Source organism: Flavobacterium hydrophilum, from assembly GCF_003202405.1.
Classification (GTDB): domain Bacteria; phylum Bacteroidota; class Bacteroidia; order Flavobacteriales; family Flavobacteriaceae; genus Flavobacterium; species Flavobacterium hydrophilum.
This window is the reverse complement of record NZ_QJHL01000001.1, coordinates 1,316,985-1,339,851: the sequence shown is the minus strand read 5'-3', so window position 1 is coordinate 1,339,851 and position 22,867 is coordinate 1,316,985. Positions and strand designations below refer to the sequence as shown.

The following is a 22,867-nucleotide window of genomic DNA, read 5'->3' as shown; positions in this document are numbered from 1 at the left end:
GAATGGGAATTATATAACGTTTCTTTTTTATGCTGTAAAGTAAAACTTACTATTCGTTAGCATCTTTGTAATGTAATAATGAAGTAAATATTTTAACAGATGTCCTCATCAAAACCATCATTTTTAAAGACAGCTTTTATAGTGATTTTAACAGTAACTATTTCGTCTTGTAATGAAAATGAAAAACCTGAAAAGGGAAACAACAAATACGTTCTTACAAACAATACAGAAGAAATTGAAGCTAATTTTTTTGTTGCAACTGCAAGCATTACAAAATCAATTATTTCTAAAACACAGCTGGCACAACTTAAAAGTTTACAAAATTCAATAAAGCTTGTCAGTACCGAAATAGAAAACAATCAAAGTTTGTTATTGCAGGAGATTAATAAAATAGCTACTCAAAAGCTCATTATCATAACTGAAATAAACACAGCAGCTACAAATAAAGAACTATACGAGCTTGCTGGTAAAAAAGAAGTTGATTTTGACAAGGAATATCTAAATGTTATTACCAATTCTTTATCCGAAATGATAAAATTATTTGAATCAATAGCAAAAGAAACAAATGATCCGGTGATATTAAAATTAGTTACTCATTATTTACCAAAACAATACGAATTTTTAAGAGAAACTGAAAAAATTAAAAAACAAATCAATTAAAATCAAATTAGAATTATTAACTAAATTTTTAAATTATGAAAATGCAATCAAATTTTTTATACGCCTTATCTCTTTTTATGATGACTTCATTTGGAATAGTATCTGCTCAAAGCAGCACAGTAGTAGGGCCTGAATTCGGTATTAAAGGAGGTGTTAACATGTCGAATCTATATTCTGATTCTGACGATATCAACGATGAAAATGTTCTTTGGGGATTTAATGCCGGTGTTTTTGCCGCATTCCCAATTGCAGATAACATTTTTATTCAGCCAGAGATTTTATACACTACTAAAGGTGCTGAATTAGAATACGACACTGCTGGTGTGGAAGGCACATCTAAATTCAAACTTGGTTATGTTGAAGTTCCATTATTAGTAAGATTTAATTTAACTGACAATTTCAATATTCATGTTGGTGGTTATGCATCCTATTTAGTAAACGCTAAAGTAACAGGTGAAGGAGATGTTGAATTTGACGAAGATTTAGATGCAGATGATTTCGAAAGATTTGATGCCGGTTTATCTGCAGGTGTTGGTTTAGATTTCAACCCAATCAGTATTGGATTACGCTATAACTATGGACTAACAACTATTGGTAAAGAGAGAGACGTGGCAGGAACAAGCTACACTTTTCCAGATGTAAAAAACAGCAACTTAAGTTTATACTTAGCATATAAATTAAATTAGAAAAACAATTATTATTAACCATAAACATCAAAAACCATGTCAAATTTATTATATACAATCGCGGTTATTCTTGTCATTCTTTGGGCCCTTGGGTTCTTTGTATACAGTGCAGGAAGTATTATCCACATATTATTGGTAATTGCCATTATAGCAATACTGTTCAGACTTATTAAAGGTCGCGAAATTTAAAAATCAAAATTATTAAAACAATTTATATTAATCTTTAAATCAAACATTATGAAAACTAGTAGCACAATTTTAGGAATTTTAGGAGCCGCAGCGGCGGGAGCATTCATTGGAGTATTATTTGCACCGGACAAAGGTTCAGAAACAAGAAGAAAAATCAAAGATAAATCAAAAGATTACGGAGATAATCTTAAAGGTAAAGTAGATGGTATCTTAAGCACAATAAGTTCAAATGGCAAAGACATTATTGAAGAAGGAAAAGCAAAATTCAATCAGGTAAAAGAAGACTTCAATTCTGTTAAAGATGAAGCAAAGGCTATAAAAACGAACTACTAAAAAGTGTCCTTTCAAACCATAAACACCAAATATCATGGAAACTAATGCAACAACATCTGAAAACCTTAATCTTTATGAAAAAGCTGAAAATTATACTAAAACGAGTTTAGAGTTAATCAAACTCAAAACAGTATCTGCCGCTGCAGACGCATTGTCTACAGTAACATCAAGAATTGCGGTTGGAGCTGTTGTTGCATTTTTTACCCTTTTCCTTAATATTGGACTTAGTTTATGGATTGGAAAAGCACTTGGTGAGTACTATTATGGTTTTTTTGTAATAGCCGGATTTTATTTAATCGTTGCTATTGTATTACACAAAACACAGCATAAACTTATTAAAACGCCTATTGGAAACATGATTATTTCCAGCATTTTAAAAGACTCTAAAAACTGATTTAATAACTAAAAAAATGAATGTTATGGATATTTACACTATAGATACATTAAATCAGAGAATAAAATTTTTAGAAGAACAACAAGATAAAGATTGGCTCGATATTAAGGAAGAAATAGGTGATATCAAAGAAAATTTAAAGCCTACAAGCCTAATTCGAAACGCAGTTGGCGAACTCAATGAAGCAATTGGCTTAAAGAGCGAACTGGCAAAGTCTGCAATAAGCATTGGAATTGGTTATCTGGCTAAAAAAATTGTTATCGGAAAAACCGATTCGACTTTTAAAAACATTTTGGGATCTGTTTTACAGCTGGCTGTAACAACTTTAGTATCAAAACCACATCAAAACCCTTCAAAAGAAACAGAAGAAGATTCATTAAAACACGAACCATCCGAAGAGTATTTGTAAAACTTAAATACATGTATTATGGAAAAGATAAACGAAATAATAATAAAAAATGGTGTGTACATTTACTCAAATTTCTATAAATGTTTTGAATACACAAGAGTATTTCTAGGTATCTAACTCGTTTATACGTTTCAGCTATAACAAACGGTTAAACAGTTAATACTTCACTATAAATCTCTGTTTTGTTAAATAGAGCCTTACAAAAAAAAGCAAAGTTTGCATTAGCGGACTTTGCTTTTTTGCATTAAAAAAGCCGAACTTAATAAAGTTCGGCTTTCATATATTATTCATCCTAATTAAAAATCTAAGAAGTCTAAAAATCTAACAATCTAAGAAGTCTAAAATTCTAAGAAATCAAAATTTAGTACACTTCCGAAGCTTCTTTCAGTTTCTCCATATTGTTTACTAACTGAAGCTCAGCCACAATTTTCTGAATATCACCATTCATGATGTTTCCTAAATCGTAAAGCGTAAGACCAATTCGGTGATCTGTTACACGACCTTGTGCGTAGTTGTACGTACGAATCTTAGCAGAACGGTCACCAGAACTTACCTGAGAAGTACGTTTTGTAGCATCTTCAGCCTCTTTCTTAGCCAATTCCATTTCGTACAAACGGGAACGTAAAACCGTTAACGCTTTATCTTTATTTTTATGCTGCGATTTCTGATCCTGACATTGCGCCACCAATCCGGTTGGAATGTGCGTTAAACGTACAGCAGATTTCGTAGTATTTACCGATTGTCCTCCTGGACCTGATGAACAGAAGAAATCCACACGAACATCATTCATATCAATCTGTACATCAAATTCTTCCGCTTCCGGCAAAACCATTACTGTAGCAGCCGATGTATGGACACGACCCTGAGTTTCTGTCTGCGGAACACGCTGTACACGGTGTACTCCGGCTTCAAACTTCAAAGTTCCGTAAACATCTTCTCCCGAAACTTCAAAAATCACCTCTTTGAAACCTCCTGATGTTCCTTCGTTCATATCCACAACAGACGTTCTCCACCCCTGCCCTTCGCAATATTTAGTATACATTCTGAACAAATCTCCTGCAAAAATACTCGCTTCATCTCCACCCGTTCCCGCGCGAATCTCCACCATAACGTTTTTAGCATCTTCAGGATCTTTAGGAATCAGCATGAATTTAATTTCTTCTTCCAATTGCGGTAAACGCTCCTTAGCTTCATCCAACTGCATTTTGGCCATTTCGGTCATATCTGCATCACTTCCGTCGGCAATAATTTCGTTTGCCTCGTCAATGTTTGCCAGAACAAGAATGTATTCTTCTCTTTTGTCAACCAGAGCTTTAATACTTTTATATTCCTGGTTAAGCTGTACATAACGCTTTTGATCTGCAATAACATCGGGCTGAATAATCAAATCCGAAATCTCGTCAAAACGCTGCTTTACATATTGAAGTTTATCTAACATTGTATAATCCCTTTTATTTGGAGTGCAAAATTACGAAAAATAGTTGATAGTTAAAAGTTTGTTGGTTAATGGTTTTTTCAGGAGCTTGTTCCTGCTATCCGCTATATCTTTTTAGGCAGAATATTTACGGTTTACTTAAATGTTTTCGCTTGCCTAAAAAGGGTGCCGCTGCTATCAGGGCTAGGGCTTTTGGGTTTTATAAAAATGGTATTGTAAAAGAATATTTTAGAATTTTATATGATGAATTTTCGTTATAAATAAATTATATTTGAAAAATAATACGAACCGAAACATGCGCATAACATAACCATTTGGAATAAAATGAGTTGAATTTATGCGTATATAAACGAGTTACCTGCAAGCTTTCAAGACTTTATACCTAACTTTAAAAATCAACACCATGGATTTAAAAGATTTAGAGAAAGAAAAATTAAAACTGGAAATTTCAATTATAAAAAAAGCTTGGTATAAAAAACCAGAAATATGGCAAGCTTTTCTACCTACATTTATAGCAATAGGTTCAATCATCTATGCATTACAATCCGATATTATTGGAGTAAAATTACAAGAAGCAGAAAATAAAAAACAAGAAGTTGAAATTGAAAAAAAAGAATTAGCTTTTGACACTAAAGTCTTAAAACTTGAAAAAGAAAGAATAAAATCAGAAAATAAAAAGTTAAAAGACAGTACATTAATGCTTAAAACTAGTCTTGAGATTACAAATGAAAAAATTGAAATCGCTCAAAAGCTCATCGAAAAGCTTGGAAAAGATTCTAATGAATACAATTCAATTATTTCAAAAACAAAAAAAGATATTCATCAATTAATTCTAATTCAAGCTCGGTTTAATGAAGATTTTAAAAAGCAAAAAAGTATAAAAAAAAGAGAATTAGTATCTTACCAGAATGGCAAAGTTGACATCAATTTTGACTCCTTTAAAGACAATATAGTTGAAAAAGATCTAAAAGACTTTGAAGATTCATTGAAAAAAATTCATTATTTACTACCTATAGAAGAAAGAAAGAAATGTGAAAAATGGTTATCCGATAAAACATTAGAATATTTGCATTACAAATTAGACGCGTTTAAAAGTTCAACATAAGTCTTCCAGCAAAAGATAGCGCGAAAACAAATAAAGCCAGCAGGTAACAGCGGTTTGGCGCAATAGCTGGTTTTTCTTTCTTAGACGGAAAGTACTCAACAGGAAATTTTATTATCTTTAGAAATAAATTTTAAATACCCGCTACTACCCCAAGCCGCGGAACGTTAGGCACAAGCTTAAAAAACGCATCGTCCTAAATAAGTTGACAAAAAAATAAACAAAATAAATGGAAAATTATATAACCGAAATCGAAATTGTATCTTCTAGGAATGTTTCGAATCTCAATATTCCCATATCATCTGAAAAGAGACAACATTTAATTCTTACCGGAAAAAACGGAAGTGGAAAAACAAGTCTTTTGCTAGAATTAAATAAATATCTAACAAAAATAGATTCCGGTGAAAGCAAAAATTACTCAAAAAACTTTAAACAACTCGAAACTTACCGAGAAGAATTAACGAAAAATTCTTTAAGTGAAAAACAGATATTAGATCTCAAAAATAAAATAAAACAGTACGAAAATTGGATATTAAGTTTTGGTGGTACTAAAATTAAATTTTCAAATACTGATGAAAATATATCAACAAAATGTAAAAGTGGTGAGTTTCTACTTGCTTTTTTTGATTCTAAAAGATATACTAATTTAATCGTTCCAAAAGGAATAAATAAAGTAGAGCTTAAAAAGAAATACAATCTTCAAGATAAAGCTAACCCAAGTTTTATACAGTACATTGTGAACTTAAAAGCTGATAGGTCATTTGCTAGAGATGACAATGAAATGGAAACAGTTTCAAAAATTGATGATTGGTTTATTCAATTTGAAAATAGATTAAAAACTTTATTTGATGATAATGAATTAGAGCTAAAATTTGATAGAAAAGCATATAATTTCAACATAAAAAGTGGAATAGGAGAACCTTTCAGTTTTAATAATTTATCGGATGGTTATTCAGCAATAATAAGTATCGTTTCAGAATTGCTTTTAAGAATGGAGGCACATAATAACAAATCTTACGATTTGGAAGGTATAGTAATCATTGATGAAATTGAAACTCATTTACACGTAGAATTACAAAAAATAGTATTGCCTTTTTTGATAGATTTTTTCCCAAAACTACAATTTATAGTTACCACTCACTCTCCATTCATATTATCTTCAATATCAAATGCAACTATTTGCGACCTAGAATCGAAAATTGTAACGAATGATTTAACAAGCTATTCATATGATGCGCTTATAGAAAGCTATTTTAGAACTGACAAATATTCAGAAGAAGTCAAGTCAAAAGTCTCTCAATTTGAAAATTTAATAGACAAATCAGAATTAAATAGCGGTGAAAAAGAATCATTAAAAAGTCTTAGAAATTACTTTGCTCACTCGCCCAAGTTTATGTCTGATGAGCTAATCGTAAAGCTACAAGAAATTGATTTGAAAGAAATTACTAAGATAAAACATTAAGAGGAATGGTATATTTAGAAAAGACTCAGCCATCACCTTCTTGTTTAAATACTGAAAAAACAAAAGTTAGTGGCGATTATAAATGCGGAGAAGTATTTGAAAGAATAAAAACAGACTTTAAGAATAAATGTTATATCTGTGAGTTTAAAGAGCCCGTAACAATTAACATAGAGCACTTTAGACCCCACAAAGGGGACACAGACCTAAAATTTGATTGGAATAATTTGTTTTGGTCTTGTGGTCATTGCAATAATATAAAATCTGACGATTATATAGATTTAATTAATTGTACCGACTTAAATGAAGATATTGAAAATCGTGTAAAAGTTTCTATTAATCCGTTTCCAAAAGAAAAAGTAATTATAGAGGCTTTAGATGATAACCCTTCAACAATAACTACTGTTACATTATTAAATGCAGTTTATAATGGAACTACTAAACTTAAAACTATTGAGGCCTCTAATCTGAGAAACAGCATATTAATAGAAATTAAAGATTTTCAAAAGTACCTATTCAATTATTTTGAAGACGGTTTTGTTGCCGAAGACAAAGCATTTTTTTTAGCAAATATTAGACGACATTTAAGTAGGTCTTCTAATTTCACAGCATTTAAAAGAAGTATAATTAGAGGGAACGAAGTTATGAAAGAAGAATTTGAAAAATACTTCGACTAAAAAGCCAGTGCCTAACAGGCACTACAACGCATTTGGGCATTTAGGCTTAATGGAAAAATGGTCTTGTATCTGAATGATTTGGCAAATCCGAAGAATGGGCTTAATTTAGTCCCAAACCCCAGCTCTCCGAAATGTTCAAACTGAATCGCTACGCATTCTATGATAAAAAACAAATAAAATCATTAAACTTTCAAATTTAATTTATACAATTCATCCAATAACTCCATTTCTTCTTCCGGCAATAACTGCAAGGCAATTTCAAGTAAAGTCATTACATTAATATCAGTGTTTACGGTATGGCTTGGCAAACTTGGCGCATCATGATGAAGCAAAAAAATACTTGCTTTTAGCAAATCTGAAACCATTAAGTTTAATTGGTTGTAACCGGATACTTTTAGTGATACGTTAAACGAATTATCACTATTACTATGCGGTTTTAGCTTTTTAAACTTTTTTGCGGCATACATTGATTGAAGAAATTCTACTAATTGCTCTTTATGTTTTGTTTCCATAAATTCTATTTCAGTTTGTTAGTCTTTTTATTCTGATTTTTCACAAACGAAATTACATCTAATCGATCACTTTTAGAGGATTGCATACAATCAGTTGTATACAACCGATTTATAAAATCAAAATAATATACCTTTAAAAAAAAATTAAGAAATATATTATATTTGATAATAAATAATCTATTAATGAATAAGCTGATCAAACTAAATCTTTTAGGAGCCATTTAATTTAAGGATTTATAAAATCAATATTTATTTCTGAAAAAATATAATATGGATAATTCTATTTTGGGTTTATTTATAGTTTTGGCTGTGATAGCATTTGTATGGCTATTACCAATATTAAGTATTCTCTTCTCTCGTAAAACTACTGGTGGAGAAAAATTAGCATGGATATTGGCGGTGCTTTTTATATCATGGTTTGCCTGGATTTTTTATTTACTCCTTGCTCCTATTAAAAAGAAATAATAAAATCTCCTCGCTAAAGCAAGCCTCACGCTCTTAGAATACAAGCCATATCAATAACAATAGTAAAGAAAACTTCATAAATGAGATGAAAATAAAGAAAACAAGCCGAACAGCTCAATATATGGCTTTATTTAGAGCATTGGAAACAGAACGCGATTCAAAAGATAAATTATTTTCTGACCATTATGCTATACATTTTCTTGAAACTAAATTGAGATTTGCAGCAAGGATGTTTAAATATCCAATTATTAAGAAATATATTAGTACCACGATTCAGAAGAAAATCCCAGGCGCATTTTCGTCGGCAATTGCCAGGACAAAATATATTGACGATCAATTAGAATCAACAATTTCCAATGGCGTTAAACAGGTAATAATTTTAGGAGCCGGATTTGACACAAGAGCGTTGAGACTTGGCTTTTTAAAGTCAATTCCTGTTATAGAGATTGATCATCCAAATACTTCTAATTTTAAAGCTGCAATATACAAAAAACGTATTGGCCGACTTCCGGAAAATGTTGCGTTTTATCAAATTGATTTCAATCAACAAAGCCTGGAGGAATTGGCAGAACAACATAATTTTGATTTTTCAATACCTACTACGGTTATTTGGGAAGGTGTTACAAATTACCTTTCAGAAGATGCAATAAAGAGTACATTTGGCTTTATTCAGAAATTCACAAAAAACAGTTATGTGATTTTTACTTATGTACACCAAAATATCCTGGAGAATCCAGCTTCGTTTTTAGGAGGTAAAAAGCTTTTGAACGACCTAAATAAACTTGAAGAAAAATGGACTTTTGGATTTCAACCAGAGGAATTATCAAACTATTTAAAATCATTTGACATGAAAATTATTGAAGATATGGGCGCAAATGAATATCGTTTAAAATATCTGCCAAATAGAGCCGAAAAAGGATATGAATTTTATAGAGTAGCTATAGCTATAAAGCAATAAATACTACCTTAGCTGGCCAGCATAAGAAGATTTCCAAACCAGATGGGACAGAATTGCATTTGCGACTTTCATTAAAAAAAGTAATACCTCTGGATATAAAAAGAAGGCCATCACTGACCTTCTCCTTTATAAATTTTTAATTAATTCTCACCCCAGCCATATCTTACCCGGAAAACACCGGTAGTGCTGACTGTGTTAATGGTAATATTGTTTCCGCTGCCACCTCTGGTAAACAAACTGTAAGAGTCACCATCTCTTAGCCCGGGCCAATACACACTGGCAATCTTATCTGTTCTGCATACATCGCTGGTTGCTACTATATAAGCAATTTCATTGTCTGACTGATTTCCATTTTGGTAATCTTTACCTGAGTTCATGCCGGCACCAAATTCAGTAATAACGGTGCGGCTGCCATAACTTCCTATTCTGCTGCGCCAGTCTGCTCTCCATTGCGTGACTGATCTGGTGGCCCAAAAAGCATAATTATGCAATCCAAGTAAACAGCTAGTAAAACGGCTGTCTGCTCCCACTCCTGTAACATTCTCAGAATATCCTATTCCGTCGAGAATTATTCTACCTCTTGGAACATTGGGATAATTAGAAAGAAATTGGGCATAAATACCCGTTAGCTGCGACAAAGTATAGCCATGAGGCTCGTTGAAGGGCTCAAAATACACATTCGCATTTCCTTGATATTTAGTTACAACTGTATTCCACATACTCCAAAAAGCTGTTGTGTTGTCAATGAGACCATCTTTTGAGGATGAAGACTCCCAACAGGCAATAATTACTTTCCAGCCTTTACTGGTCGCTTTATCAATTACACCCTGATAACTAGCCCACCAGCTCTCTGCAACCGAAGGCGGATTAATTGGAATGCGTATCGTATTGACTCCGCTTATTTTACTCGTAAAGCCATTTAGAACGGCATCTGTTTTGGATACAACCGTAGCATAAGAATCTCCTGCAGTCAATCCTGAGAGAATAACCCAGCCGTCTACAAAATTATCTCGTCCATCAGCCCAGTTTAACCCCGCAATCGATGCTGCTCCAACCTTAGCAGTTAAAGAATTACTTACTGTTGTATTTTCAACTTCAAGGGTATTTTTTGCTGCATTAGCCTGGTTAACTTCTGCAACATCATCTTTTGAGCAGGCACACAAAATGATGCCCAACATAACTACATACTTTTTTTTCATTGTCATAAAATAGTTTAAATGGTTAAATTAATATTCTGTATCCCGTACAAACACACATGTTAATCTCACTTTAATAGTGCTTTTGGTATATGTATTTAATAATGCTTTGCTGTAATTAATCGTAAGGTCTTTTCATAGGAAATATTGGTTTGGTTAGAAATTATTGAATTGTAACTGCAACCATAACTAAGTATATGTTAGTTCTCAAACATCAGAAAAAAAAACTTACTTTTTGTTTTTCAGCACATTAATAAATTAATATGGCATCAATTTGAGACAAAAAGCAATTTAACGTCACTTTGGTAAACAAATACACATTTAGTCAATAATTACAACTACAAAGTAATATCTTACTAAAATGATGTTAAGGGGGTAAATTGGAAAAAAAACAAGGTGATATTGGTAATTATGTATTTTTTTACAACTAAAAAAATACAATCCGTAAAAAAATATTCACTTTAACATTAATAATCAATTAAGTAACATAAATAAATTAAGGTGAATTGTAACAAACTACCAGACTCTCTGTAACTGGCAAAATTTCAAAATCATGCTTCTAATTCTATTTTAGAAAACAATCGAAAAACATTTTCATACAAATTTCCCATACACCTTTTTCCTGCCTTCATACCTAAATATAAAAGGCTCAATGCATTTTTTCACAAGTCAGCTTCTTAATTATTTAGTTTCAGGTCTTCAAAAGAGATAAATCCAAAAATTAACTAAAGAAACCCAAGATGAAAACGACAAAAAAGGTATTACTTTTAATTACGCTAATCTCATTCTGCTCCTGTAAAAAGGATGCAAAAGGAGAAAACGATAATTATACAACTGTAAAAAATAGTGCCGCTGCTTCTGAGTGTCTGGCTCCTGCTAATTGGTTTACAATGGTAAACAACACCCGACAAACTCCTCCGCCAAATGAAGGACCAACAAGCGTATTTGCCAACAATGCAACAGTAACCAATTGTGACTTTCACCAATGGTCCTGGCAAAAATTTCTTTGGCTGACCAATGAGGTTAATGGAATGCCATCCTTTATGACTACACTAATACAAGTGAATGCAGATGGTCAGAGATTAAATCCAGGTAACGGAATTGTTTTAACGGATACTGCTCAGGCAAGTTCTGCTTCAGATATTTTAAAAACACCTAATTATCCATCAGGTGTTCCGCGATCTGCTACAGTATATTATTCTATATTCATGGACAAATTGATGTATACAACAATGCTAAAATACGGTCCTATAGCAAAAAACGATCCTTCTAAAGTAAAAGACATAACTTTTCCTGTAGGTTCATTAGAACTTAAAACTTCGTGGGTTGATGCAAGCGTTCTTAAAGATCCTTCTTCTTATTTTACAACTCAGGGAGTAATTAATGGAGTTAAAACCAGAGTGGCTCTTTTAGGAATGCATGTCGTAGGAGTTGTAGAAAATCATCCTGAATTCGTTTGGGCTACTTTCGAGCATGAAAATCTTGCACCTGCATATGACTGGTCAAAAGCAACACCAACAACTGATGCACCTGTAACAAGTACAGTAGATTATCCTTTTTTTAATAAGAGCAGCACAGCTACGGTCACTAATATAACTTCAGGAAATGGGCTTTACACAGATGTATTTTCAGTTTATAAATATGGTGTTCCGGTTGAAAAAGCGATGAAAGGTTCTTTTAATGTTCAGCTTTTCATGAAAACTAGTCAAAATGGTTCACAGAACTTAAATAATATTCGTACTATCAATCAAAGCGTTAAATCACAGCTAAAAGGTATTTGGAACAATTATTTTTACAATGGATCCATATGGATTAATACAGCAGGATACAACACTACTCAGCAACAAGCTGCTTTATTAGATTCGTTAAGTTATGATCTTTCAAATTCTAATCCGGGCAAATTGACAAGAGGTTCTGTTGCCGCCTACAATATTACTATGGAAACCTATGTACAGGTAGGATTTGCCCCAAAATCAATACATCAGGTTACAGTCGATAGTCTAGTTAATTGCTTCTCATGTCATAATGCCTCTCACAGATCGAAACTTTCTCCCCTTTATATTAGCCATGTTTTTAATGGGTATGTAGGAAGCCTGAAAGGCTTAACCAGAAAGCAAATCAAACAGGAAAGTGTTAAGGAAATCATGGACGATTATAATTTGCGACAAAAATTAAGATAACTAAATGGCTATCACTTTAGTTATTAAAGCAAATCTAAAATTTAAATATAAAAAAACCACAAGCGAAAGTTTGTGGTTTTTATGTTGAAATAGATTATTTAAAACTAAATAACCACACACTCAGGTTTTTTTTCTTCAATTATTTTCAAATTCATTATTTTTTGAGCAACATCTCCCCTTTCGAATAAACGAATGAACTTGAAAACAGCACTTACAAAATATCCGGGATTTGAAACCAATCTGGCGATTTCGGCAATTCTTTTATCTCTTTTCTGTGTACAGTCTTCTCTTTGTTCTTCCGGAGTAGTCACAAATTCATTCGCAAATTTCCAGGCACCATCCCTTGCTGTTTTCATGCTGAAGTCAATAAAAAAATTGTCTATTTTACCCGTTAATTTTAGTATAATCGTGAGTGTAGGCCAGATTTTGATTAAGCATTTTTCGACATGCTCAACCAGATTACTAAGAATGATATTGATTTGATTAAAATCAGATTCTAAATCCTTTATGTTTTCTACGGTACTGACCTCTGCTGAAGCTATTCCTAAATCCAGATTCACATGTGCATTGATTCCGAGCAGTAAATGCTGAACCACTATTGGCCAAAAAGTTTCTGCCTGCTGAAAAGAAAACTCCCAACATTCCGATGCTTTTTCTTTGGCTTTGTATTGGTAATACGCCTTTAAATACCGATTGGCAAAAATAACATCCAGTTTTTCCATTCGCTCCCCATTCTGAAAAGAACCAATTTGAATCCCTTCTTTGATTTTTACAGTCACTTCACGATATAGCATAGTAAATAAACCTACAGCGCTTTGTTCTGATATTGATTCTTCAATTATTTCATCCAATAACTGAATCACTTCATTTATTGTAGTGGCTTGTTTTATATTCATTTCTAGCTGGTTATGGTTAGAATCGCGAATATACACATAATACAAAACAATAGAAGAAAAATAGTACAACAGATTTGGTTTTGCCTTAACAAACAATCAAAAAGAAAACTTCAAAGTCCTCTAAACTGTTTTCTAACAAACATCTTTAAAAAAGTTTTAATATGTCAGCGTTTAAATCAAAGTTGGCTTGGCTGAAAATATAATATAATACTATATTTGTTCTATAAAATTAATAGATATAATAAAACCTAACAAACGATGAATTCCAAAATACATTTAATAACATTCAGGCGTTCCTTAATCCTAATAACATCAATATTCTTTTTAAACATTTCTAATGCACAAAATGCTTCAGTTAAAGGAATTGTAACAGAAAATGATACCAGTCTGCCTGTTGAATTTGCGAGTGTATCGGTATTGAAAAAAGAAAATTCAGCAATAGTAAAAGGAGATTTAACAAAAAACAATGGTGAGTTTATTATAACAGATTTAAATATTGGCAATTATGTCCTCAAAATAATTTCAATTGGCTACGAAACTACAGAGGTTAATTTTGTAATTTCAAACAAAACAGAGAAAATTATTCTGGATACAAAAATGAATTTATCAAATAAACTTTTGAACGAAGTTGTCATCCAAGGAGAAAAAAACAACATACGAAACAAAATAGATAAACAGACCTACAAAGCAAATCAATTTGAATCTGCAAAGGGTGGAAATGCGGTAGATGTTCTTAAAAATTTACCATCTGTAGCAGTGGATAGTAATGGAGATATAAGTGTTAGAGGTTCATCCGGGTTTTTAGTTTTAATAAATGGTAAGCCTGTTTTGACCGATGCACAAACCATATTAAGCCAGATACCTGCTAATACTATAGAAAATATTGAATTAATAACGGCACCTTCTGCAAAATATGAAGCTGATGGTAAGGCGGGAATTGTCAATATTACTACAAAAAAAGGAGTTACAGATGGTGTTTCTTTACAAACCAATTTTCTATTGGGTTTACCAGGTACGACAGATTACAATAACTTAGAAAATCCATTGCGTTTTGGAGGTGATTTTACACTTAATTACAAAAAGGAGAAATGGGATTTATCTGTAAGCAGTAATTATACAAGAAATGATGCAAACGGAAAAAGAGAAGGAGATGTTTATACCAAAGACTTTAGCAACAATACCATAACAAAATTTCCTTCTAATGGTGAGAGAAGTTTTGACAGGTATAATTATGGTGCGAGGACCTCAATATCCTATACTGCTGATAAAAATAATATATTCAGCTTTGGTTTTTCAGCCAGTAAAAAATACCAGCAAAGAAGAGCCGATATCGTCTATAACAATTCCACCGAAGATTTAACTACAGGCGAAATACTTAATCAGCTTACTTATTTTAATTCAAACGTACAGGAAAAAGAAGGTACTTTTATATTAGGCAGTTTTGATTACACTCATATCTTTAAAAATAATTCAAAAATTTATAGTTCGGCCATTTATGAATATGCCAATTTATTTGGAAATACCCACAACCAAAATTTGGATTTTCCCCAAAAGAATAATCTTTTCCAGGAAGTAAATAATCCATATACCAATCCAATAAAGGGTTTTCGATTCAAATTAGATTACAGCACAAAAATTGGTGAAGGGGTAATAGAAACAGGCTATCAAATCAGAAATGACAATCAAGACGGAAAATTTGATTATATCGTGAATCCTATTACAACACCTGACGAAGATGAAAAATTCAGGGGGACAGCAAAATCATCAAACCTGATAAATGCACTATACAGCCAGTATTCAGGAGAATATTCTAAATTAAAATATACAGCAGGGTTAAGATATGAATATTCGGAAAGAGAAGTTATTTTATCAATCGATAGCGAAAAACATGTTCAGTATCTGAGCAAATTATTTCCATCAGTGAATTTACTATATACTTTTAATGCCAATTGGAATGCGAAGGCCGGATATAGCAAAAGGATTCAGAGAAATAACAATTACGAATTAAATCCAATTCCGGAAAGAGAGCATTCCGAAACTTTAGAACAGGGCGATCCTGATTTATTACCTCAATTTATAGACTTGATTGAATTGGGAATCAATCATAGTTTCAAAAAAGCAAGCTTCTTCTCTACCCTTTACTACCAAAACATTAAGAATCCCGTACAAAGAGTTAATAGTGTATATTCTGAAACTATTTTGAACAGACTTTTTACAAATGCTGACCGTGCAAGATTAATAGGTTTAGAAATTGGAACAACATACAAACCTGTAAATTGGTTTTCTACTTATATTGGTACTAATCTTTATAATTACAAAATTACCAGCGGCTCAAAAATAGCCGAATTGGGTACTACAGGCAGTAATTCTGACTTTGTATATTCACTAAACATGAACTCCACATTTGATTTAGGAAAAGACTGGATACTGCAGGCCAATGTAAATTATTTGTCTGCTAAGCCAACGGCACAAGGTGAAGATTCCAGTTTTTTATCTCCTAATACTTCGGTCAAAAAATCATTTATGAATGGAAAAATGACGATTGGTTTACAATGGCAAAATATGAATCTTGGCTTTATGAGCTCAAACCAGCAGCGCATTACCACTTCAGGTCCGGATTTTTATACTACAACAAACTATATTTATGAAACGGATGTTTTTTTATTGAACTTTAGTTACAATCTCAATAAATTAAACAGCAAGACTAAATTGCCAGCAAGTGAATTAGGAGAAAAAGAATTTTAGACTTTCGTTACTAACATATTGTTTCAAACCGTGATTAGAACATCTTACAAAATGGATTTTCCTATTCTATTCCAATAAGAAAAATACACCTAAAGGAGTATTTTTCCCTACTAATAAATGACCTAATTTTGAGGATTGATACAATTATAAACTTAATAAAAGCCTTATTTATGAAGACAAAATTACTTTTTACCCTTTTATTTATTGCAATTTTCTCCACTTCTTACTCGCAGCAGGAAGCATCTGACTATCTGTCAAATTTAGAAGAACCATCAGCAATGATCAATAAGGGAAACACATTGTATGTACAGGGACCGAAAAAATTATATGAGATAAATACCGCTTCTGGCTCTCCTGCTGCAAATGTAATTTATACTGCTGGAACAAATTACTATATGAGCAACCTTACCATTAGTGGCAATATTATTTATATCTCAGAAGAAAATTATATTGAATCGACAAATACCTATATTGGCAGCAGAATTATTGCTCTTGACACAAATAACCTGGGAGCGCCACTAAACGTAATTTATAATACTACGCAATACGTTTCTGCATTAGCCATTACCGGATCTACTATCTATTTTTCAGCTGAAACTTCTCCTGATGCAGAAGATAAATTTACAGTTCAGGTTAAAAAAATTGATATCACTAACCCTTTAGTGGCAGAAGTTGTAGTAAATAACTTAACTCAAGATAAAGAAGCTACTGATATGGCTTTTTATAATAATAATTTGATGATATCGGTGGGTGGCCATAGCAAAGTTTTTGGATTTGATATTACAGATCCGGTAATCACAGTAACAGAATATTTGAACAATCTGGGTTTCAACAAAGGATTATTTGTAAATGGCAACAACGTATTTATTGCAGATGGAAATCGTATTGGAACAAAACCACTAAACATATCTGCATCATTAACCTTTGTTGCTCAAAATACAGTTTATAAAGATCAAATTGGCAGCAATCCTCCCTTTAATGCTAACTTTAGAGACGTTGTTTTAATTGGAGACAAACTGTATATGACCTTATTAAATCAGGGAAAAGTTGTTACCATTCAAAACGCTAATTTAGCTAACGATAAATTCAATCAGGATTTAAAAGCTGTTTCTGTTTCCAATTCAAAAACGACACTTACTGTTACCGGATTAGAAAACAATTCTCAGGCAGGTATTTATAATTTATCCGGGCAATTGATAGCTTCAAAAGAACTTTCTGCAAACGAAAACTCAATTGACATAAGTTCATATAGCCATGGAGTTTATATATTAAAATTAGACCACAAAAAATCATTTAAATTTATTAAATAGTTTTTTTGCCCCATTACAGTGGTTTATAAAAAGCTGCAGGAAATAATTTCTGCAGCTTTTTTATTTTACGAAGGAGCTAACGAGCAAACCTCAATATTTTGTGATAAATTTGACTTTGTTACAACAATTGATATACAGCAATATGAACAATGACTTCTACTACAAGGCTATAGAGCCAGACGAGTCACTTCTTGACTTTGTAGAAAATATTGGAATGTTTCATAACAAATCAGACAAACCAATGGAAGTGGTTTTAATGCCAGACGGAAGAATTGATTTGTTTTTTATGCAATCTGAATCTAAGGCATTTCAAGTAACACTTATTGGTCTTGAAAATGTGCCTGAACAACAAGTTATTCCGGAAAATACACTGGCTTTTAAAATTAGCTTTAAACCCTTGGGAGCCGAATATCTTTTACAAACTTCTATTGCCGATATTTTAAACAGTGCCAAAATTTTACCAGAAGACTTTTGGAATATGACCACCGACGATTTGAAAAATTTTGATGCCTTTCATACCAAAATAGCCAAAAAACTAAAGGAGATTTTACCTAAAGAAATTGACGAAAGAAAACGCAAACTTTTTAAACTGGTTTACGCAACAAACGGTGAAATAAAAGTACTGGAACTTTCAGAAAAAATATTCTGGAGCAGCCGTGAAATCAATCGTTACTTCAATAAACAATTTGGTCTTTCCTTAAATGCTTTCTGCAAAATTTTACGTTTCAAAGCATCCTTAGAGCATATTGCAAAAGGCAGGCTTTTCCCTGAATTAAACTTCACAGATCAAACTCATTTTATAAAAGAGATCAAAAAATTCTCCGGTGTAGTTCCAAGCGAATTACTAAAAAACAAAGATGACCGATTTATACTATTATCCGTCCTGAAACAGCAATAATTTTGTCCCAACCAAAGGCTGATTGCCGAATGGGATAAAATTAATTTAAAATAAAACGGATGTTACTAAAAAACAAACAAGTAGCTATTATTGGCGGAGGCCCGGGCGGACTTACCTTAGCCAGACTTTTACAATTGCAAAACGTTAATGTAAAAGTGTACGAAAGAGATTTAAACAAAAATGCACGGGTCCAGGGTTCACCTCTGGATTTACATGACAAATCAGGTTTAGCCGCAATTCATAAAGCCGGTTTATTTAATGAGTTCAAAAATAATTTTCTGCCCGGAGCAGATAAAACCCTGATTGTAAACGAACAGGCAAAAATATTTTACAGCGATCACGAAACAAATCTTGATGAAGATTTTGGTAATGAACATTTTCGCCCTGAAATAGACCGTAGTGCATTAAGAAAAATATTGCTGGAATCCTTATTGCCTGAAACGATAATTTGGAACAGCCATTTTGTTTCAATGGAAGCTCAAAACGAAGGCTGGTTGCTGCATTTTAAAAACGGGTCATCAGCATATGCAGATGTTGTAATTGCCTCTGATGGTGCCAATTCTAAAATCCGGCCTTATATTACAGATATTAAACCTTTTTACACCGGTATAATAATGCTGGAAGGGAATATTTATGAATCTAAAAAAAATGCTCCACATATTTCTTCCTTAATAGATGGTGGAAAAATAATGGCATTTGGAAATACTCAAAATTTATTACTCGGACAAAAAGGCGGTGGCGACCTTGGCTTTTACGCAAGTTTTAAAGCTGATGAAAACTGGTCTGCAACAAACGGTTTAGACTATGCTGATAAAACACAAATGTTAGACTGGTTTAAAAAAGAATATCCGGAATGGAGCAGTGTTTGGTATGAATTATTCGAAAATGTTTCTGTTCCCTTTATCCCACGTCCGATTTATTGTATGCCCTTAAATCAAACCTGGGAAACTTTATCAAACTTAACCATGATTGGCGATGCTGCACACGTAATGCCTCCTTTTGCCGGCGAAGGTGCCAATATGGCGATGCTGGATGCTTTGGAATTAAGTGAATGTCTCACATCTGATAAATTCAAAACAGTACAGGAAGCTATTTCCGGTTATGAAATTATCATGCGCAAAAGAGCTTCAGAAGCAGCCCAGGAATCACTTGAAAATGGTGAAAAAATGCATTCTAATGACGCTCTTAAAAAAATGATGGCTTTTTTTGGTGAAGACTAAAAATATAAAATCTTACAAATGCGAATGGCTAATTTGTCGAAAACAAATAAAATTGCAACTTCACAATGAAGTTATGTCCTTCTTATCATTATAGGAAAAAGGTGATTATTTAGGAAGATAATTTATTTTATATTCATAGTGAAAAAATTCCTACTTTGCGATAACTTTTAAAATATAAAATATGCACAACCTACCATAGGATGTTAATATGTAATGTTTTAAAAATTAAACTTCAGTATTTTAAACTATAAAAAACCTATGAAACTATTAATTTCTACTTTGTTTTTGCTTTGCAATATTTCGCTGTTTGCTCAATCAAATCAATTTGCCGGCATCTATACACGTACTCTTGGTGAAGAAGGGAAGCATTTAATTGAATATAAACTCACTTTAAATCCGGATGGAACATTTGTATTTCATTCCTACTCAAAAGTGAAAGGCGGAATCCCGCCAGAAGCAAACAAATACGGAAAAGGAAAATGGACCGCAAAAGATAATCTTATTTCTTTTTTGACAAAAAAACAAGAAGATTTCGATGATAAATATACTTTGGACTTTAATAATTCAACAGCACGATTCATAACCAAAAATCCCAGAGATAAAAGCGACAAAGTAGTTAAGACTAAACTTCAGTTTTTAGAATCAGATATTTCCTGGATGCAAAGAATTGATCTTTTTAAAATATAATTCCCCTTGCTAATTTTAATGGAGGTCTATACAAATAGTATCTTAGAAGCTTAGCCGGTTTTCTGTAAAAAATCCTTAATTTCGCTTTCAAATATAAAGAGAAAATGAAGGTCTGTATTGCCGAAAAACCTAGTGTAGCAAGAGAAATTGCCTCTGTTTTGGGAGCCAACAACAAACACGATGGCTATTACGAAGGCAATGGTTACGCTGTAACCTATACTTTTGGGCATTTATGTACCTTAAAAGAGCCCAACGATTACAAGCCTCACTGGAAAAGCTGGGATCTGAACAATCTGCCTATGCTCCCTGAAAAGTTTGAGACCAAAGTGGTTCAGAATTCAGGTATCGAAAAGCAGTTTAAAATCATAAAAAGTTTATTCGACAAAGCCGAAGTGGTCATCAACTGCGGGGATGCCGGTCAGGAAGGAGAATTGATTCAGCGCTGGGTGATGAACGAAGCGCATTACAAGGGCGAGGTGCAACGTTTGTGGATATCGTCCCTAACCACCGAAGCCATAAAAGAAGGTTTTGACAACTTAAAACCTTCTGAAAATTACGACAATTTATTCTACGCCGGTTTTTCAAGAGCAATTGGCGACTGGCTGCTCGGCATGAATGCAACGCGTTTGTATACTGTAAAACATGGCGGTTACAAACAAGTTTTATCAATAGGACGTGTGCAAACACCAACGCTTGCAATGGTTGTAGACCGATATAAGGAAATCGAAAACTTTAAGCCTCAGCCCTATTGGGAATTGCAAACTTTATACAGAGAAACACTTTTTAGTTATGAAGACGGCCGATTCCTGAAAAAAGAAGATGGAGAAATTCTGGCTGAAAAAGTTAAAGAAAGTGAGTTCGAAATTGTTTCAGTTGATAAAAAAAACGGAAATGAATACGCTCCAAAACTCTTTGACTTAACAGGATTACAAGTATATTGCAACCAGAAATTCGGATTTTCGGCAGAAGAAACACTTAAAATTGCACAGACACTATACGAACAAAAAGTAATTACGTATCCCAGAGTTGATACGACTTTCTTACCCAATGATATTTATCCGAAAGTATCTGGGATTCTGCAAAAATTAACCAATTATGCAGAACTTACCCAGCCTGTTTTAGCAAAAAAAATCAAGAAATCACCAAAGGTTTTTAATGATAAAAAAGTTACTGATCACCACGCTATTATTCCGACCGGAGTTCAGAATAATCTGCAATACAATCAACAGCAGGTTTACGATATTATTACAAGACGTTTTATTGCCGTTTTTTATGATGACTGTCTGGTTGCCAATACTACTGTAATTGGAAAAGCAGCCGATGTGACTTTTAAGGCAACAGGAAAACAGATTATCAAAAAGGGTTTTCGTGTGGTTTTTGAAGATCCTAATGCCAAAGAAAAAGAGCCTGATTTATTACCGGGTTTTGTGGTTGGCGAAAAAGGACCGCATGAACCATCATTTCTTCAAAAAGAAACCAAACCACCCAATCAGTTTACCGAAGCAACTTTACTGCGTGCCATGGAAACTGCAGGAAAACAGGTCGATGACGAAGATTTGCGTGAATTAATGAAAGAAAACGGAATCGGACGTCCGTCTACTCGTGCTAATATTATTGAAACGCTTTTTAAGCGTCAGTATATTGTTCGAAATAAAAAACAGGTTCTGCCAACTCCAACAGGAATTCAGTTGATTGATACGATTCAGAATGAATTAATCAAATCGGCTGAGCTTACGGGTTCCTGGGAAAAACAGTTGAAAGACATTGAAAAAGGAACTTATACCGCCGGAGCCTTTATTAAAAACATGAAAAGAATGGTGGAAGCTTTGGTTACAGAAGTAAGAAGTGAAACCAGACATGCTAATATTTCGCATGCAGCAACGATTGAAAAACCAGTTGTAAAACCAGAAAAAAAGAATTCAGCAGGAATTTTAGCAGAAACATGTCCGAAGTGCCAAAAAGGAAATCTGATTAAGGGAAAATCAGCTTTTGGATGCAGTGAATATAAATTGGGCTGTGATTTCGTTTTGCCCTTTGTTTTTCAGGATAAAAAAATTACGGAAAGCCAATATTTACGATTGGTTCAAAAAGGTTCAACTGTAAATATAAAAGGCTTTAAAACCGATTCCGGAACTGTTGAAGGTTTGATTCGTTTTGAGGAAAATTACAAACTGAAATTAGAACTCAAAAAAACTGAAGCAAAAAAATCAAAACAAGAAGCTCCTGATGCTTTAGTTTGTCCGAAATGTAAAAAAGGAACAATCTTAAAAGGCAAAACCGCTTATGGCTGTACAGAATATAAATCGGGTTGTGATTTTAAAGTCACTTTCGATGAAGTTCGGGAAAAATTAAAAGATCAAAAACCGACAAAGGAACTTGTCTATTCAATTCTTTGTGGTTAATTGGAAAAGTTATGAGTTAAGACTCACATTATCTAATTATCCGGTTTTCTAATT

General features: G+C 32.9%; 22 protein-coding genes. 18 read left to right on the top strand and 4 right to left on the bottom strand.

Annotation, left to right across the window (positions count from 1 at the left end; genetic code table 11):
* The first annotated feature begins 99 nt into the window (after positions 1 to 99).
* The 6 genes from DMB68_RS05145 to DMB68_RS05120 are packed head-to-tail and all read left to right on the top strand — an operon-like array spanning position 100 to position 2,671.
* Positions 100 to 660 (top strand): DUF4142 domain-containing protein, encoded by a 561-nt coding sequence (locus DMB68_RS05145; RefSeq protein WP_110345564.1) that lies wholly within the window; start codon positions 100 to 102, stop codon positions 658 to 660.
* Between the two features lie 35 nt (positions 661 to 695).
* Positions 696 to 1,346, top strand: a complete 651-nt coding sequence (locus tag DMB68_RS05140; protein ID WP_110345563.1) for a porin family protein — start codon at positions 696 to 698, stop codon at positions 1,344 to 1,346.
* A 36-nt stretch (positions 1,347 to 1,382) separates the two neighbouring features.
* Positions 1,383 to 1,535 (top strand): lmo0937 family membrane protein, encoded by a 153-nt coding sequence (locus DMB68_RS05135; protein ID WP_007811479.1) that lies wholly within the window; start codon positions 1,383 to 1,385, stop codon positions 1,533 to 1,535.
* A 48-nt stretch (positions 1,536 to 1,583) separates the two neighbouring features.
* Complete coding sequence (locus tag DMB68_RS05130; protein ID WP_110345562.1) at positions 1,584 to 1,868, top strand: YtxH domain-containing protein; 285 nt, start codon at positions 1,584 to 1,586, stop codon at positions 1,866 to 1,868.
* Between the two features lie 34 nt (positions 1,869 to 1,902).
* Positions 1,903 to 2,262: a hypothetical protein gene (locus DMB68_RS05125; RefSeq protein ID WP_110345561.1), complete on the top strand. Its 360-nt coding sequence runs from the start codon at positions 1,903 to 1,905 to the stop codon at positions 2,260 to 2,262.
* A 25-nt stretch (positions 2,263 to 2,287) separates the two neighbouring features.
* The gene (locus DMB68_RS05120; protein ID WP_231131585.1) at positions 2,288 to 2,671 is read left to right on the top strand and encodes a hypothetical protein; all 384 of its coding nucleotides are present in this window, start codon (positions 2,288 to 2,290) and stop codon (positions 2,669 to 2,671) included.
* 361 nt (positions 2,672 to 3,032) lie between these two features.
* On the opposite strand, the gene prfA is transcribed toward DMB68_RS05120, so the two are convergent.
* Positions 3,033 to 4,109 (bottom strand): peptide chain release factor 1, encoded by a 1,077-nt coding sequence (prfA, locus tag DMB68_RS05115; protein ID WP_110345559.1) that lies wholly within the window; start codon positions 4,107 to 4,109, stop codon positions 3,033 to 3,035.
* Positions 4,110 to 4,509: 400 nt separating this feature from the next.
* On the opposite strand from prfA, the gene DMB68_RS05105 reads away from it, so the two are divergent.
* From DMB68_RS05105 to DMB68_RS05095, 3 genes are all read left to right on the top strand, one after another.
* Positions 4,510 to 5,211, top strand: coding sequence for a hypothetical protein (locus DMB68_RS05105; RefSeq protein WP_110345557.1), 702 nt, complete (start codon positions 4,510 to 4,512; stop codon positions 5,209 to 5,211).
* A 226-nt stretch (positions 5,212 to 5,437) separates the two neighbouring features.
* The gene (locus DMB68_RS05100; RefSeq protein ID WP_110345556.1) at positions 5,438 to 6,670 is read left to right on the top strand and encodes an AAA family ATPase; all 1,233 of its coding nucleotides are present in this window, start codon (positions 5,438 to 5,440) and stop codon (positions 6,668 to 6,670) included.
* A gap of 5 nt (positions 6,671 to 6,675) precedes the next feature.
* On the top strand, positions 6,676 to 7,344 hold the full coding sequence (locus DMB68_RS05095; RefSeq protein ID WP_110345555.1) for an HNH endonuclease family protein: 669 nt from the start codon (positions 6,676 to 6,678) through the stop codon (positions 7,342 to 7,344).
* 182 nt (positions 7,345 to 7,526) lie between these two features.
* Here DMB68_RS05095 and DMB68_RS05090 read toward each other — a convergent pair whose 3' ends face one another.
* On the bottom strand, positions 7,527 to 7,856 hold the full coding sequence (locus DMB68_RS05090; RefSeq protein WP_110345554.1) for a hypothetical protein: 330 nt from the start codon (positions 7,854 to 7,856) through the stop codon (positions 7,527 to 7,529).
* 270 nt (positions 7,857 to 8,126) lie between these two features.
* On the opposite strand from DMB68_RS05090, the gene DMB68_RS05085 reads away from it, so the two are divergent.
* Positions 8,127 to 8,321, top strand: a complete 195-nt coding sequence (locus tag DMB68_RS05085; RefSeq protein WP_110345553.1) for a hypothetical protein — start codon at positions 8,127 to 8,129, stop codon at positions 8,319 to 8,321.
* An 85-nt stretch (positions 8,322 to 8,406) separates the two neighbouring features.
* Positions 8,407 to 9,279 (top strand): class I SAM-dependent methyltransferase, encoded by an 873-nt coding sequence (locus tag DMB68_RS05080; RefSeq protein WP_110345552.1) that lies wholly within the window; start codon positions 8,407 to 8,409, stop codon positions 9,277 to 9,279.
* Between the two features lie 140 nt (positions 9,280 to 9,419).
* On the opposite strand, the gene DMB68_RS05075 is transcribed toward DMB68_RS05080, so the two are convergent.
* Entirely contained in the window at positions 9,420 to 10,478 is a 1,059-nt protein-coding gene (locus DMB68_RS05075; protein WP_231131584.1) for a cellulase family glycosylhydrolase, read from the bottom strand.
* A 737-nt stretch (positions 10,479 to 11,215) separates the two neighbouring features.
* Between DMB68_RS05075 and DMB68_RS05070 the strand changes: the two genes are divergently transcribed.
* Positions 11,216 to 12,655 (top strand): hypothetical protein, encoded by a 1,440-nt coding sequence (locus tag DMB68_RS05070; RefSeq protein WP_110345551.1) that lies wholly within the window; start codon positions 11,216 to 11,218, stop codon positions 12,653 to 12,655.
* A 104-nt stretch (positions 12,656 to 12,759) separates the two neighbouring features.
* On the opposite strand, the gene DMB68_RS05065 is transcribed toward DMB68_RS05070, so the two are convergent.
* Positions 12,760 to 13,551, bottom strand: a complete 792-nt coding sequence (locus DMB68_RS05065; RefSeq protein WP_110346355.1) for a DUF5995 family protein — start codon at positions 13,549 to 13,551, stop codon at positions 12,760 to 12,762.
* A 258-nt stretch (positions 13,552 to 13,809) separates the two neighbouring features.
* Here DMB68_RS05065 and DMB68_RS05060 point away from each other — a divergent pair, with 258 nt between their 5' ends.
* From DMB68_RS05060 to DMB68_RS05035, 6 genes are all read left to right on the top strand, one after another.
* A complete protein-coding gene (locus DMB68_RS05060; protein ID WP_110345550.1) occupies positions 13,810 to 16,296 on the top strand; it encodes an outer membrane beta-barrel family protein in 2,487 nt (828 codons plus the stop codon).
* A 170-nt stretch (positions 16,297 to 16,466) separates the two neighbouring features.
* A complete protein-coding gene (locus DMB68_RS05055) occupies positions 16,467 to 17,606 on the top strand; it encodes a T9SS type A sorting domain-containing protein (protein WP_110345549.1) in 1,140 nt (379 codons plus the stop codon).
* A gap of 142 nt (positions 17,607 to 17,748) precedes the next feature.
* Positions 17,749 to 18,504: a helix-turn-helix domain-containing protein gene (locus DMB68_RS05050; protein ID WP_110345548.1), complete on the top strand. Its 756-nt coding sequence runs from the start codon at positions 17,749 to 17,751 to the stop codon at positions 18,502 to 18,504.
* 59 nt (positions 18,505 to 18,563) lie between these two features.
* Complete coding sequence (locus DMB68_RS05045; RefSeq protein ID WP_110345547.1) at positions 18,564 to 19,724, top strand: FAD-dependent oxidoreductase; 1,161 nt, start codon at positions 18,564 to 18,566, stop codon at positions 19,722 to 19,724.
* A 258-nt stretch (positions 19,725 to 19,982) separates the two neighbouring features.
* Positions 19,983 to 20,411 carry a hypothetical protein gene (locus DMB68_RS05040; protein WP_110345546.1) on the top strand — a complete coding sequence of 143 codons (429 nt, stop codon included), beginning with the start codon at positions 19,983 to 19,985 and terminating at the stop codon, positions 20,409 to 20,411.
* A 104-nt stretch (positions 20,412 to 20,515) separates the two neighbouring features.
* Positions 20,516 to 22,813, top strand: coding sequence for a DNA topoisomerase 3 (locus tag DMB68_RS05035; RefSeq protein ID WP_110345545.1), 2,298 nt, complete (start codon positions 20,516 to 20,518; stop codon positions 22,811 to 22,813).
* The last annotated feature ends 54 nt before the right edge of the window (positions 22,814 to 22,867 follow it).

Excerpts from the sequence above, each read along its gene's own strand:
- DMB68_RS05100 (WP_110345556.1), top strand. The coding sequence starts at position 5,438 with ATGGAAAATTATATAACCGAAATCGAAATTGTATCTTCTAGGAATGTT.
- DMB68_RS05120 (WP_231131585.1), top strand. The coding sequence starts at position 2,288 with ATGGATATTTACACTATAGATACATTAAATCAGAGAATAAAATTTTTA.
- DMB68_RS05040 (WP_110345546.1), top strand. The coding sequence starts at position 19,983 with ATGAAACTATTAATTTCTACTTTGTTTTTGCTTTGCAATATTTCGCTG.
- DMB68_RS05060 (WP_110345550.1), top strand. The coding sequence starts at position 13,810 with ATGAATTCCAAAATACATTTAATAACATTCAGGCGTTCCTTAATCCTA.
- DMB68_RS05045 (WP_110345547.1), top strand. The coding sequence starts at position 18,564 with ATGTTACTAAAAAACAAACAAGTAGCTATTATTGGCGGAGGCCCGGGC.
- DMB68_RS05075 (WP_231131584.1), bottom strand. The coding sequence starts at position 10,478 with ATGAAAAAAAAGTATGTAGTTATGTTGGGCATCATTTTGTGTGCCTGC.
- prfA (WP_110345559.1), bottom strand. The coding sequence starts at position 4,109 with ATGTTAGATAAACTTCAATATGTAAAGCAGCGTTTTGACGAGATTTCG.
- DMB68_RS05050 (WP_110345548.1), top strand. The coding sequence starts at position 17,749 with ATGAACAATGACTTCTACTACAAGGCTATAGAGCCAGACGAGTCACTT.
- DMB68_RS05035 (WP_110345545.1), top strand. The coding sequence starts at position 20,516 with ATGAAGGTCTGTATTGCCGAAAAACCTAGTGTAGCAAGAGAAATTGCC.
- DMB68_RS05130 (WP_110345562.1), top strand. The coding sequence starts at position 1,584 with ATGAAAACTAGTAGCACAATTTTAGGAATTTTAGGAGCCGCAGCGGCG.
- DMB68_RS05140 (WP_110345563.1), top strand. The coding sequence starts at position 696 with ATGAAAATGCAATCAAATTTTTTATACGCCTTATCTCTTTTTATGATG.
- DMB68_RS05145 (WP_110345564.1), top strand. The coding sequence starts at position 100 with ATGTCCTCATCAAAACCATCATTTTTAAAGACAGCTTTTATAGTGATT.
- DMB68_RS05070 (WP_110345551.1), top strand. The coding sequence starts at position 11,216 with ATGAAAACGACAAAAAAGGTATTACTTTTAATTACGCTAATCTCATTC.
- DMB68_RS05080 (WP_110345552.1), top strand. The coding sequence starts at position 8,407 with ATGAAAATAAAGAAAACAAGCCGAACAGCTCAATATATGGCTTTATTT.
- DMB68_RS05095 (WP_110345555.1), top strand. The coding sequence starts at position 6,676 with ATGGTATATTTAGAAAAGACTCAGCCATCACCTTCTTGTTTAAATACT.
- DMB68_RS05125 (WP_110345561.1), top strand. The coding sequence starts at position 1,903 with ATGGAAACTAATGCAACAACATCTGAAAACCTTAATCTTTATGAAAAA.
- DMB68_RS05090 (WP_110345554.1), bottom strand. The coding sequence starts at position 7,856 with ATGGAAACAAAACATAAAGAGCAATTAGTAGAATTTCTTCAATCAATG.
- DMB68_RS05055 (WP_110345549.1), top strand. The coding sequence starts at position 16,467 with ATGAAGACAAAATTACTTTTTACCCTTTTATTTATTGCAATTTTCTCC.
- DMB68_RS05135 (WP_007811479.1), top strand. The coding sequence starts at position 1,383 with ATGTCAAATTTATTATATACAATCGCGGTTATTCTTGTCATTCTTTGG.
- DMB68_RS05085 (WP_110345553.1), top strand. The coding sequence starts at position 8,127 with ATGGATAATTCTATTTTGGGTTTATTTATAGTTTTGGCTGTGATAGCA.
- DMB68_RS05105 (WP_110345557.1), top strand. The coding sequence starts at position 4,510 with ATGGATTTAAAAGATTTAGAGAAAGAAAAATTAAAACTGGAAATTTCA.
- DMB68_RS05065 (WP_110346355.1), bottom strand. The coding sequence starts at position 13,551 with ATGAATATAAAACAAGCCACTACAATAAATGAAGTGATTCAGTTATTG.